Below are 12,158 nucleotides of genomic sequence, written 5' to 3'. Positions count from 1 at the left end.
CTCGTTCATCCGCGGGTTCGGCCCCGCATTGGCGACGGGAACGGCACCGAGGAGGGTTGCCCGGAGCAAGCCGTTGCCCTCGACGTAGGCGTCGAGGACTCGCGCATTGACGAACGGGAAGAGTTCGATAGCGGCGTCCCATACGTACCCGGGCGGCGAGACGCTGTAGACCTGCGTCGCGGTGAAGGGGCGCCACGGTGAATCCGCGCCACCGAGGCGGAACTCACCCGCCTGTGACAGGTCGACGCTCTCGACGTGTGGCAAACCCGGTCGCAGGACGGTCTCGAAGTACCGCCGGACGGGCGCCGGCAGGTCGGTCGCGTCGCTCGGGTCGTACGGGTCGGAGGTGACAGGGTCGCTACCGGTCCGGACCCGGAACGCGTACTCGCGGATGCGACGCGACACCCGGTGACGGCGGACGATGACGGCCGCAGCGGAAGCGATTCCGGCGCAGGCTGCGAGGACACCCCACCGTCGCATTCGTGATGGCTTTCCCGTTCGCGATGCTTTCCGCATGATCTCCGATTCTCGCCCCGAACCCAAAGAGATGGACCCGATAAGGGCGTGTTCGGTTCGACTGCCGCCGATGTGGCGTCGCGGTGTCGTCTTATTTAGTGAGAGTCCGCGCCAATGCCCCAACCAGGCGATGCGTATCGTAACGCTACTGTCCGGAATTCCAGACCCACATTTGTTATCGAACTTCAGAAAGGGTGGACGGTACAGGTGTGGTCCCACTGATAGAACGTCTGTTTTCACGTTGTCACCTCGTCGCTTCGTCTCTCCGATCCGAGTTTCCCGGTGCGGGACAGCCATGGAACGATCCGATATTCGTGGACAATTTCGAACGCCTGGACGGTTCTTCACGTGGATAGACCTGTCGTCTGTGGAGATCGAACGGACTTCGCCGGGCGATTCAAGTGATCATCCGGTATCGCCCGGTAGGTACGTCAACCCGGAACGTCAACCATCGGAACGTTCGACGACAGCCTTCCGTGATACCACGTCGATCGTCGTCTCCGAGCCGATAGCCGTTCCACCATCGACCTCCTCGACACGGAGGAGCACGTCCTCGGGGTTCGCACAGCCGCAGTTGACGAACTCCTCCCACTCGTCGCCGACCGAGACTGGACCGGCGTGGGCCCACCGGAGGTATCGTCGGTACGTGTGTTCCGTCATGTTCTCCTGCAGCCACTCGCTGTCGGCGACCCACCAGTCGTCGTCCTCGTCGGGATCGGTCTCCGGGGACCGGAACGAGACCACGATCCGGTCGGCCTGGTCCTCGACCGTCGACGGGTCGGTCGTGTTGACGTTTCGCTGTTTGGTCGCGTCCATCAGTCTCCAGCCTCCATCGAAAGCTGTCGCGCGCTATCGCCCGAGGGTGCAACAGTCGATTCGAGCCACGCTTCCGCGTCCAGCGCGGCCATGCTGCCCGTCCCGGCGGCAGTCACTGCCTGCTGGTAGTCGCGGTCCATCACGTCGCCCGCGGCGAAGACGCCGTCAGCGGCGGTCGCCGTCGTCGCCCACGTGTCGGCGTCGGCCGTCCGGACGTAGCCGTCGTCGTCCAGTTCGACCGGCGTCTCCCGCAGGAAGTCGGTGTTGGGCTCGTGGCCGATGGCGTAGAACACGCCCCCGACATCGACCTCCTCGACTTCGACATCCGCGCCGGCCTCGTACTTCTCGCGGGGATACCCGTCGGGGTGGGAGACGAGGGTGGCGCCGGTCACGCCGTCCGCCTGCGAACCCCGGATCGCTTCGAGTTCCGTGTTCCAGGCGAACTCGACGTCGTCGTGTTCACGGGCGCGGTCGGCCATGATCTCCGAGGCGCGGAGCTCGTCGCGGCGGTGGACGACCGTCACGGAGTCGGCGAACTTCGCGAGGAACAGCGCTTCTTCCATCGCGCTGTCCCCGCCGCCGACGACGAGCACGTCGTCGCCGCGGTGGAACGCGCCGTCGCAGGTCGCACACGTCGAGAGCCCGTAGCCCATCAGCTCGTCCTCGCCGTCGGCACCGACCCAGCGGGCGCTCGCCCCGGTCGCGACTACCAGCGCGCGAGTCCGGAGCGTCTCGCCGGTCGACAGTGACAGCTCAAGCGGCTGTCCGTCGAGGTCGGCGGCTTCGATGCTGCCGTGCTGGAACTGGGCGCCGAACTGCTCGGCCTGCTCCTTGCCGCGCTGGACCAGCTCCATCCCGCCGACGCCCTCGGGGAACCCGAGGTAGTTCTCGACGTCGGTCGTCAGCGTCAGCTGGCCGCCGGGCTCGTCGCCCTCGAGCACGAGCGGGTCGAGGTCGGCCCGGGCGGCGTAGACGGCCGCCGAGAGGCCGGCGACCCCGGACCCGGCGACGACGAGGTCCCGTCTCTCCTCGGTCATTTACTCGGTGTACCTCCCGACCAGAGAGCGCAGCTGTTCCTCGCCCTGCACTCCGACGACTTCCTCGACCTGCTCGCCGTCGGCGAACAGGACGAGCGTCGGCACGCCCCGGACGCCGTAGGCCTGAGCGAGTTGCTGGTTGGCGTCGACGTCGACCTTGGCGACGGTCGCGTCGGTCTCCGCGGCCAGCGTCTCGACGACCGGCTCGAGCATCTGGCAGGGGCCACACCAGTCGGCGTAGAAGTCCACGAGGACGACCCCGTCTTCAGCAACGACTTCGTCGAGGTGGGCTTCGCCATCAACGTGGAGGGGTTCGTTCGCAGACCCGGTGCCGGCATCGGTCGCAGTATCAGTTGCCATCACCATACTGTACGCACCAGTACCAATTAAGAGTTTTGGATGGTATTTACAATACTAACCAATGCAAATCGAGACCAGGATTCCGAGAGGTCCTACGAACGGCCGGCGCAGATCAGCCCATCGGTGAGCGGACCGGAGATCCACGCGGAGAAACAGCAGCGTTAGCTTTCGGCGGGCGGAGCCGAGGGTTCGGACTGTTCGTACTTGGTTTCGAACTCCTGGATGAGCTGGCCCATCTTCGCGTACCAGTCGTTGAGCAGCCGCTGCATGTCGTCGGCGATCTGTGACGGGTCCGCCGGCGAGTAGACGTGGTAGTAGCCGCCCTGGTCGTAGTTGACCTGGTCTTTCTCGATGAATCCGGCCTGGAGCAGGCGCTGGACGCCCCGGTACGCGGTCGAGCGTTCGCGGTCGACGGCCTCGGCGATCTCGTCGACGGTCAGCGGTTCTTCGGCCTCGACGAGCGCCTGGAAACACTCCTTGTCGAGTTCCTTGAGCCCGTGGAAACACTCCAGCAGCCCCTCGCACTCCATGTCCCGGCGGAGTTGTTCTGACATCGAATCTGGCATCGTTTTCATGTCGACGTAGGCACCACGCCGTTAAAAGATTTGTGTACGGATCGCACAAATGCACGCACGAGTCGTCGGGAACCGGGGCGTGGCGTCGGGAACGCGGTCGTCAGTCCGCAGCGCTGGCCGCGGGCGGCTCTCCCGAGCGGAGCGCCCGGATCGAGCTCACGACGACCGCACCGGCGACGAGCGTCGCGGCACCGAGAATGATGACCAGCGAAACGGTCTGCAGCTCCGGGATCTCCATGAAATTCCCGACTTTGCGAACTGCGACGGCGAGCGCGCCCAGCAGCAGCATGACGCCGAAGTAGACCTTGATCTCGTCCTCGTCGACGAGACTCGTCGCGGCCGCGCCGAGTCGTGCCCCGAGCGCGCTCCCTGCGAGCAGCGGGACGACGATCGAGAGGTTCACCGCGCCGTCCATCGCGTAGAGGAAGCTTCCGATCCCGCCGGAGAACACGATCTCGAAGAGGTCGGTACCGACCGCGACCGGCACCGGGACGCCGATGAGGTAGAACAGCGCGGGCATCCGGATGAACCCGCCGCCGACGCCGAGGAACCCCGAGAGGAGACCCGTCGCGAACGCGACCCCGAGGATCATCCACAGCGAGACGGTGATGCCGCCCCTGAGACTTATCATCGGGGGCACCCGGTAGGACTGAATCTTCTTCGCAATATCGGGTATATCCTCGGAGGTAGCGTCGATATCTCCGGGGTCAGCGTCGGCTTCGGCGTCGTGGCTGATACCGCCGCCACCGTCGCCCTTCGTGGACTGGTAGGTGATGAACGCGCCGATGCCACCCAGGAGGCCGACGTAGATGACGCTCACGACGGTGTCGGCGAGCCCCATCGCCTGGAGCGCGTGCAGCCCGAGTTTCCCGACCTCGATGCCGGCCGTGGTACCGGCGATCATGAGCACGCCGAGTTTGTAGTCGACCTGTCCGAGGTCGCGGTGTTTGAGCGTCGCGATGACCGAGGTCGCGAACACGAACGCCAGCCCCGAGGCGACGGCGACGTCGGTCTCGTAGCCCATCACCATCAGCGCGGGCGTGACGAGGAACGACCCGCCCATCCCGAAGAACCCGAACAACAGCCCGATGAGGACCCCGAACCCCGCGAACAGCGCGAGAAGCGAGGCGGCGACGCCGAACAGTTCCATCGTCATTTACCACTCACCGCGTCGACGATCGCCGGTCCGAAGACCCGTTCCAGGAGCCCGTAGCCGACGTACAGGACGATTGCCTCGACCAGAACGACACCGACGACGAGCACAGCGCCGTCGATGCCAGTGGCGTTCTCAAGCCCGAACATTCGTCATCACCCCAACTGGTATTGTGTAGTTCATGGGTTTCTGCTCAACCCCGTCTAATCCATTACAGCACTTAACGGTTTTGGGATTATAATACAATTCTATTCGGCGGACTGCGCCATACGTTATGGCAAACACACGGGGAGTGGGCTGTATTCGAAGGCGACAGAGTTCCGGACACGGGAGGATACGCCCGGGGAGAAATTCGCATCGGCCAAACAGCTCTCGGAGAGACAGTGTGGCCTCCTCCCACGACTGAATTCGTGTAGGTCTACGGTTCGGACTGTGCCCACGACCGAGACGTTCGCAACTCGCCGCAGCGCACAGTTGGGTCGTGGGGCGATCCCGTGGCCGAACTGGGCTGGTCGGCGGGACAGATCCCCGGTCCCGGGAAGTTGTCCTGCGACAACCCGCATTTTAATCGGCCGAGGGGAACAGCCTGTTGCATGGACTCCGTTCCGCTATCGTGGCTGCCGCTGGTCGGGCTCCTCGCGGTCCCGTCGGCGCTGGCGTTCGCACTCGGGCTCGAACCGGTCGCTGCCCTGGCGATTCTCAACACGGTCCTCATCGTGGTCGCCGTGCGGATCATGTTCGGGTCGACGGACGAGCGGTACCTCCCGGCTCGTCTGACCGGCGAGTGATGGCGCCGCTCCAGGCCGCCGTACCGGTCGGCGGGGCGGAGGCGGGACTCGCCGTCTTCGCGCTCGTCGGCCTGCTCGGTGGCGCCCACTGTCTGGGGATGTGCGGGCCGCTGGTGACGCTGTACGCCGACCGACTGGGCGGCGAGGGGCCGGTCGGCTTCTCCGAGATCCGCCAGCACCTGCTGTTCAACCTCGGCCGGACAGTCAGTTACGCGCTGATCGGTGCGCTGATGGGCGCGCTGGGGGCCGTGCTCTACGACGCCGCGGGGGTCGCGGCCGTCGCCGACGACGTGCGCGCGGTCGCCGGCGTGCTGGTTGGCGGGTTCATCCTGCTCACAGGCGCGTCGTACGCGCTCACCGGGTCGACCGGGGGCGTCCTCGGTCACGGCTGGACGCCCTCGGCGTTCGAGCGGGTGAGCGGTGCGCTGATGGCCCGCCTCGACCGCTGGGTCCGCGGCCCGCGCATCGCGGCGCTGGGTGCCGTCCACGGACTCCTCCCCTGTCCGCTGCTGTACCCCGCGTTCCTCTACGCCTTCGCCGCCGGGTCGCCGGTCTACGGCGCGCTCTCGCTCGCGACGCTGGGACTGGCGACCGTCCCGGCGGTGTTCGCCTACGGCGTCGCGTTCCAGTCAGTCTCGCCGCGGGTCCAGGGGCCGCTTCATCGCGCGCTCGGCGTCGCCTTTCTCCTCATGGGCTACCTCCCGCTCGCCCACGGGCTGATGCTACTGGGTATCCACCTGCCCCACCCGCCGCTGCCCGCCTACCAGCCGCTGGGGTGACCATGGCCGAGTGTACCCTCTGCGGACTCCCGACGCCCGACTCGCCCCACGCCGACGACGACGTGGACGGCGCCTTCTGCTGTCGCGGCTGTCTGGAGGTCGCGCGCACGCTCGACGAGGCGCCGGCCGAGGCCGACCCCGAGGCGCTCGACGGCGGCCCCGCGGTCGAGGACGTCGACGGCGAGCGGGCCTACCTCGACGTGTCCGGGATGCACTGCGCCACCTGCGAGTCGTTCCTCGAAGCCACGGCGACCGACGCGACCGGCGTGCGAGCGGCCGAGGCGAGTTACACCTCCGGGATGATGCGCGTCGTCTACGACGACGACCTGACGGACGAGGCGGGCGTCGCCGAAAGCGTCTCCGACTACGGGTACGAGGCGGCGCCGACCGGGCACGACGCCGGCGACGACGACCAGGAGACGGTCGGGCGCCTGCTGGTCGGCGGCTTCTTCGGGATGATGGTCATGGCGTGGTACGTCCTCTTCCTCTACCCCGTCTACCTCGGCGTCGCGCCCGAGTCGCTGCTGGTCGACCTGGACGGCCCCGCAGGGGGGTTCCTCTTCGCGAACGTCTGGGCGATGGCGACGGTCGTCGTCGGCTACACCGGCTACCCGCTGCTCCGCGGCGCCGCGGTGAGCCTGCGGGTCCGTGAGCCGAACATGGATCTGCTGGTCGCCGTCGCGGCGGTCACCGCCTACGCATACAGCACGCTCGCGATGGCGCTCGGACACACGGACCTGTACTTCGACGTGGCCGTCGTCGTCGTGCTGGCGGTGACCGTCGGCGACTACTATCGCGACCGCGTCCGCCGGCGAGCGACCGGCCGGCTCTCGGAGGCAGCTGAGCAGCAGGCCGACACGGCGCGGCGCCGGACCGCCGGCGGGACCGAGTCCGTGTCGACCGACGCGGTGGCGGGCGGCGACGAACTCGTGGTCCGCGAGGGCGAACGCGTCCCCGTCGACGGCACCGTCGTCGAGGGAACCGCAGCCGTCGACGAGTCGCTGGTCACCGGCGAGTCGCTCCCCGTCTCGAAGGAACCCGGCGACGAGGTGGTCGGCGGCGGCACCGTCACCGACGGCGGGCTCGTGGTCCGCGCCGACGCGGAGCCGACGAGCACCGCCGACCGGCTGGTCGAGACGCTGTGGGCCGTCCAGAGCGGCTCGGCCGGCGCCCAGCGGCTCGTCGACCGGGTCGCCGCCGCGTTCGTCCCCCTGGTCTTCGTCCTCGCGGTCGGGACGACCGCCGTCCACCTCCTGCTCGGGGCCGGGCCGACGGCGGCGCTGCTGACCGGGCTGACCGTGCTCGTCGTCTCCTGCCCCTGTGCGCTCGGGCTGGCGACGCCGATGGCCGTCGCGGCCGGCATCCGCGACGCGCTCGCCGCGGGCGTCGTCATCACCGACAGCTCGGCGCTGGAGACCGCCCCCGAGGTCGAGACGGTCGCCTTCGACAAGACGGGGACCCTGACCACCGGGTCGATGACCGTCCGCGAGGTGGTCGGCCACGAGAACACGCTCGGGCTCGCCGCCGCGGTCGAGCAGTTCGCGACGCACCCGGTCGCCGAGGCCGTCGTCGCGGCCGGACGGATCCCGGACGACGCCGTCACCGGCTTCGAGACCCACCCCGGACAGGGCGTCGAGGCGACCGTCGGCGACCGGCGCGTCCTCGTCGGGGACGCGGCGCTGTTCGACGACCGCGGCTGGCCCGTGCCCGACGAGGTCGCGACCGCCTACGAGGACGCGCCGGCCGACGCCGTCCCGAGTTACGTCGGCTGGGACGGCCGCGTCCGCGGGGCTGTCGTCGTCGGCGACGAGGTGCGCGACGACTGGGCGGCGGTCGTCGACGACCTGGCCGCCGACAGACGGGTCGTCGTGATCACCGGCGACGACCGGGCGGCGGCGCGGCGGTTCGAGTCCCACCCGGGGATCGACGAGGTGTTCGCCGGCGTCCCGCCGGAGGCGAAGGCCGCGGTCGTCGACCGCCTCGCGGCGGAGGGCCCGGTCGCGATGGTCGGCGACGGGAGCAACGACGCGCCGGCACTGGCCGCCGCCGACCTCGGGATCGCGATGGAGCGCGGGACGCGCCTGGCCGTCGACGCCGCCGACGTGGTCGTCACCCGCGACTCGCTCGACCCGCTGCCCGCCGTCTTCGCGACGACCGAGGGGACCCGCCGGCGCGTCCGCGAGAACCTCGGCTGGGCGTTTCTGTACAACGCGGTCGCGCTCCCGCTGGCGGTCGCCGGCGTCCTCAATCCCCTGTTCGCCGCCGTCGCGATGGCGACCAGCAGCCTGCTGGTCGTCCTCAACTCGACGCGCACGGTAAGCAGTTAGCCGTCACGGTCGTCCGAGTCGGCCTCTCCGGTCTCGACGGGGGCGCCGATCAGATTGCCCCATTCGGTCCACGAGCCGTCGTAGTTCCGGACCGAGGGGTAGTCGAGCAGCTCCGAGAGGACGAACCACGTCAGCGACGAGCGTTCGCCGATGCGGCAGTAGACGACGACGCTCCGGTCGGGCGTGACGCCGCGGTCGCGGTAGCGCGCGGCGAGCTCGTCCGCGGATCTGAAGCGACCGTCGGGCCTGACGTTCTCCGACCAGACGACGTTGACCGCGCCGGGGACGTGGCCGCCGCGCTGGGCGAACTCGTCCATCCCGGGCGGCGCGACGACCGTCCCGTCGAACTCCTCGGGCAGCCGCACGTCGACCAGCGCCGTCCGGTCGTCGATCGCCCGCCGCACGTCGTCGCGGTACGCCCGGACGTGCTCGAAGGGCCCGGCCGGCTCGTACCTGCGGGGCGTGAACGACGGCACCTGGGTCGTGGTCGGTCGGCCCGACTCGACCCAGTGTCCGCGCCCGCCGTCGAGCAGGTACGCGTCGTCGTGACCGTAGTAGCGCAACAGCCAGTAGAAGTGCGCGGCGAACCAGTTGGCGTTGTCGCCGTAGGCTACCACCGTCGTCTCCTCGGTGATGCCGTGCGCGCCGAGCAGGTCGGCGAACTCGCGCGCCGACGGCACGTCCCGCCGCCGGTCGTGTCGCAGGTCCGACCGCCAGTCGAGCCCGACCGCCCCCGGGAGGTGTCCCTCGTCGTAGAACGCGGTGTTCAGGTCCACCTCGACGAGTCGCAACGACGGGTCGTCCGACCGGGCCTCGGGCAGCCGCTCGGCGACCCACTCCGGGGGGACGAGCGCGTCCGACCGCTCTGTTCGTGTCGTGTGTCCGGTCATTGCTGTTCGGCGACCGCCGGACCCCGCCGACGGTCGTCGGCGTGTCGCTCACCGAGGGCACTGCGGGGGATAAACGCCGGGTTGTCGCGGGACAACCCCGCGGTCGGTTGCCCGCAGGTTGTCCTGCGACAAACCAGGTTACAACCGACTGCGCCCGGACGACACCCAATATGCAGGGTCTTGAAAGTAGCTTCGTGCTCGCGACCGGGCCGGGGGAAGGGGCGCTCCTGGCCGCGACGGTCGTGAGCGGGCTCGCCACCGTGCTCGCGGCTGGCGCCGTGTACTTCTACGGGTGGCGAACGCCGCCGGAACCGGCATTCGAAGGGGTGCGACGCGAAGAGAGTGCGGATCCGGCCGCCACGGCCGTCGCCAATCGCGGCGGCCCGATGTACGAGTCGGAGGTGCCCGAGGCCGAGACGGAGTCGGTGGACCACGACGCGTTCGACCCGGTCGGGGCGGCGGCGCTGCTGGCCGTCTACTTTCTCGTGGTCACGCTGACCTGGCTGTTCATGTACTTCGTCGAGTTCCTGGGGAACGGCCCGACGGTGGTGGGCTGAGATGCACGTCCACAGGTTCGAGCGGATCTGGCTCGTCGCCGCGCTCGGGATGATCGTCCTGTTCATCGGGACGGTCACGTACGGCGCCGTCGTCGCCGGCTACGGCATGGTCGACGCCGAGGGCGGACAGGTCGACGCGACGAACCCGACGGACGGGGAGAACTTCCGTGAGCCGGGGGTCTACAACGGGAGCGAGCCCGGCCACTACGACGTGTACGTCGAGACGCGCCGGTTCGCGTTCGTCCCCGGGACCGCCGAGCCAATCCGCGTCCCCGCCGGCAGCACCGTGACGTTCCACGTCGTCAGCGTCGACGTGCTCCACGGCTTCGAGGTCGCGGGCACGAACATCAACACGATGGCGATCCCCGGTCAGAAGGCCGAGGTCACCGCCGAGTTCGACGAGCCCGCACAGTACGGCATCGTCTGCAACGAGTACTGCGGCGAGGGTCACCACACGATGGCGGGGTCGCTCGAAGTGGTCCCGCCCGGCGAGTTCAACGCGACCGCGGAGGTGAGCGCGTAGATGGCCCACGCACACGACGAGCGGACGACCGGGACCGCCGAGGGGCGCGAACTGGCCGCCGGCGAGCGCCTCGCGTTCGTCGACCAGTACCCCGCGGCCGCCCGGGTCACCCGACTCTGTTTCGGCGTCTCGTTCACCGCACTGCTGATCGGGGCGGTACTGGGCATCATCCAGGCGCTCCACCGGACGAACGTCTTCCGTGGCGTCGTCAGTTCGAGCGACTACTACTCCGTGCTGACCGGCCACGGCGTCCTGCTCGCGCTGTTTTTCACGATCTTCTTCCTCTCGGGGGCGTTCACCTGGGGGACGAGCCGCAGCCTCGGCCGGGACCTCCCGAACCCGCGGTTCTCGCTGGCCTGGTTCGGCCTCCAGCTCGGCGGCGCCGTCGCCGTCGCGGCGGCCATCTTCGGCGGCTTCGTCGGGCAGATCCCCTTCGAGGCTGACGTGCTCTACACCTTCTACGCGCCGCTGCAGGCCCACCCGCTGTTCTACGCCGGCCTCGCGGCGTGGCTCGTCGGTACGTGGCTCGCCGGCGCCGACTGGATCCGCTCGTATCTGCGCTGGCGGAGCGACAACTCCGGCGAGCGCGTGCCGCTGCAGACGTTCATGGTGGTGACGACGATGCTGATGTGGTACATCTCGACGGTCGGCGTCGCCGTCGAGGTGCTCGTCTTCCTGCTGCCGCTGTCGCTGGGGCTCATCGAGAGCGTCGACCCGCTGCTCACCCGGACGCTGTTCTGGTACTTCGGCCACCCGGTCGTCTACTTCTGGCTGATGCCGGCCTACTTCGCGTGGTACACCATCCTGCCGAAACTCGCCGGCGGCCGGCTGTTCAGCGACCCGCTGGCCCGAGTCGTGTTCGTCCTCTTCCTGATCCTCTCGACGCCCGTGGGCTTCCACCACCAGTACGCCGACCCCGGGGTCGCGGAGGGCTTCAAGTTCGTCGCGATGACGAACACGATGTTCCTGTTGCTACCGAGCTTCCTCACCGCCTTCACCGTCGTCGCCAGCATGGAGTACGGCGCCCGCCAGCGCGGCGGGAGCGGCTACTTCGGCTGGATGAAGGCGCTGCCGTGGGCCAACCCCGCCTTCGCCGGCATGGCGCTGGCCGGGCTGATGTTCGCCGCCGGCGGGTTCTCCGGCATCGTCAACGCCGGGATGAACATCAACTCGCTGATCCACAACACCCTCTGGGTGCCGGGCCACTTCCACCTCACCGTCGGCACCGCGTCCGCGCTGACGATGATGGCGCTCAGCTACTGGCTGTATCCGCAGGTCACTGGCAAGCGCCTCCAGCTGTACGGGGTCGCGCAGGTCCAGCCGTACGTCTGGTTCATCGGGATGGCGCTGATGTCCAACGCGATGCACCGCGCCGGCCTGGCGGGCGTCCCCCGGCGGACCGCCGAACCCCAGTACGACCAGGTCTCCTTCGAGGCGGCGCTCGGGTCGATCCCGGAGATGCGCCTCCAGATCGCCGTCGGTGGGACGCTGCTGACGCTGGGTGCGGCGCTGTTCGCCGCGGTGATGCTCGCGACGTGGTTCGCCGACCGCGGCCGCGGGCGCCTCCGCGTCGACAGCCACCTCCCGGAGCCGATCTCCGGCCCGGAGGACGCCCCGCGGATCCTCGACAACTTCAAGCTGTGGGCGGCCATCGCCGTCGTCCTCGTCGCCATCGCCTACGGGTTCCCGATATTCTCGATGGTCGCCGACGGGCCGTTCGACCCCGCCGCGCCGCCCGTTCCGGTCGGCGTCGTCGACGCGGCTCTCGGGGTCTTCCTCGGCTGAGGAGGGCGGTTTCGTCGACCCCGCCGCTCCGCTCCGTGACTCCCCCCGCGCG

The 12,158-nt window shown here is 69.0% G+C and carries 14 protein-coding genes; 6 read left to right on the top strand and 8 right to left on the bottom strand.

The genetic code is table 11. From position 1 onward, the window contains the following. The 7 genes from ACMGFG_RS14000 to ACMGFG_RS13970 form a co-directional block, all read right to left on the bottom strand. Positions 1-405 (bottom strand): DUF6920 family protein (locus ACMGFG_RS14000; RefSeq protein WP_436930942.1); only part of this gene is annotated, 405 nt, incomplete at its 3' end. Positions 406-960: 555 nt separating this feature from the next. Beyond that, entirely contained in the window at positions 961-1,332 is a 372-nt protein-coding gene (locus ACMGFG_RS13995) for a DUF7968 family protein (RefSeq protein WP_436930941.1), read from the bottom strand. Then, positions 1,332-2,369, bottom strand: a complete 1,038-nt coding sequence (locus tag ACMGFG_RS13990; RefSeq protein ID WP_436930940.1) for an NAD(P)/FAD-dependent oxidoreductase — start codon at positions 2,367-2,369, stop codon at positions 1,332-1,334. The genes ACMGFG_RS13995 and ACMGFG_RS13990 overlap by 1 nt, the downstream gene beginning before the upstream one ends. Next, positions 2,370-2,729 (bottom strand): thioredoxin, encoded by a 360-nt coding sequence (trxA, locus tag ACMGFG_RS13985; RefSeq protein WP_436930939.1) that lies wholly within the window; start codon positions 2,727-2,729, stop codon positions 2,370-2,372. A 161-nt stretch (positions 2,730-2,890) separates the two neighbouring features. After that, the gene (locus tag ACMGFG_RS13980) at positions 2,891-3,295 is read right to left on the bottom strand and encodes a helix-turn-helix domain-containing protein (RefSeq protein WP_436930938.1); all 405 of its coding nucleotides are present in this window, start codon (positions 3,293-3,295) and stop codon (positions 2,891-2,893) included. Positions 3,296-3,404: 109 nt separating this feature from the next. Then, a complete protein-coding gene (locus ACMGFG_RS13975; RefSeq protein WP_436930946.1) occupies positions 3,405-4,454 on the bottom strand; it encodes a sulfite exporter TauE/SafE family protein in 1,050 nt (349 codons plus the stop codon). A gap of 2 nt (positions 4,455-4,456) precedes the next feature. After that, positions 4,457-4,606 carry a DUF7512 family protein gene (locus tag ACMGFG_RS13970; RefSeq protein WP_436930937.1) on the bottom strand — a complete coding sequence of 50 codons (150 nt, stop codon included), beginning with the start codon at positions 4,604-4,606 and terminating at the stop codon, positions 4,457-4,459. Between the two features lie 444 nt (positions 4,607-5,050). Between ACMGFG_RS13970 and ACMGFG_RS13965 the strand changes: the two genes are divergently transcribed. From ACMGFG_RS13965 to ACMGFG_RS13955, 3 genes are read left to right on the top strand one after another with little or no spacing between them, the layout of a single operon-like run. Continuing rightward, entirely contained in the window at positions 5,051-5,245 is a 195-nt protein-coding gene (locus tag ACMGFG_RS13965; protein ID WP_436930936.1) for a DUF8131 family protein, read from the top strand. Continuing rightward, positions 5,245-6,024, top strand: coding sequence for a sulfite exporter TauE/SafE family protein (locus ACMGFG_RS13960; RefSeq protein WP_436930935.1), 780 nt, complete (start codon positions 5,245-5,247; stop codon positions 6,022-6,024). Before ACMGFG_RS13965 ends, ACMGFG_RS13960 begins: the two co-directional genes overlap by 1 nt. A gap of 2 nt (positions 6,025-6,026) precedes the next feature. Beyond that, positions 6,027-8,351 (top strand): heavy metal translocating P-type ATPase, encoded by a 2,325-nt coding sequence (locus ACMGFG_RS13955; RefSeq protein ID WP_436930934.1) that lies wholly within the window; start codon positions 6,027-6,029, stop codon positions 8,349-8,351. Here the strand turns inward: ACMGFG_RS13955 and ACMGFG_RS13950 are convergent. Beyond that, positions 8,348-9,241, bottom strand: coding sequence for a sulfurtransferase (locus tag ACMGFG_RS13950; protein WP_436930933.1), 894 nt, complete (start codon positions 9,239-9,241; stop codon positions 8,348-8,350). The genes ACMGFG_RS13955 and ACMGFG_RS13950 overlap by 4 nt on opposite strands. A 386-nt stretch (positions 9,242-9,627) precedes the next feature. On the opposite strand from ACMGFG_RS13950, the gene ACMGFG_RS13945 reads away from it, so the two are divergent. The 3 genes from ACMGFG_RS13945 to ACMGFG_RS13935 are packed head-to-tail and all read left to right on the top strand — an operon-like array spanning position 9,628 to position 12,106. Further along, positions 9,628-9,798, top strand: coding sequence for a cytochrome oxidase (locus ACMGFG_RS13945; RefSeq protein ID WP_135366669.1), 171 nt, complete (start codon positions 9,628-9,630; stop codon positions 9,796-9,798). Between the two features lies 1 nt (position 9,799). After that, positions 9,800-10,321, top strand: coding sequence for a cupredoxin domain-containing protein (locus ACMGFG_RS13940; RefSeq protein ID WP_436930932.1), 522 nt, complete (start codon positions 9,800-9,802; stop codon positions 10,319-10,321). Next, entirely contained in the window at positions 10,322-12,106 is a 1,785-nt protein-coding gene (locus ACMGFG_RS13935) for a b(o/a)3-type cytochrome-c oxidase subunit 1 (protein WP_436930931.1), read from the top strand. Positions 12,107-12,158: the final 52 nt, after the last annotated feature.

Origin of the sequence: Halosimplex halobium, assembly GCF_051414055.1 — an archaeon.
Classification (GTDB): domain Archaea; phylum Halobacteriota; class Halobacteria; order Halobacteriales; family Haloarculaceae; genus Halosimplex; species Halosimplex halobium.
This window is presented reverse-complemented; position numbering and strand designations above follow the sequence as displayed.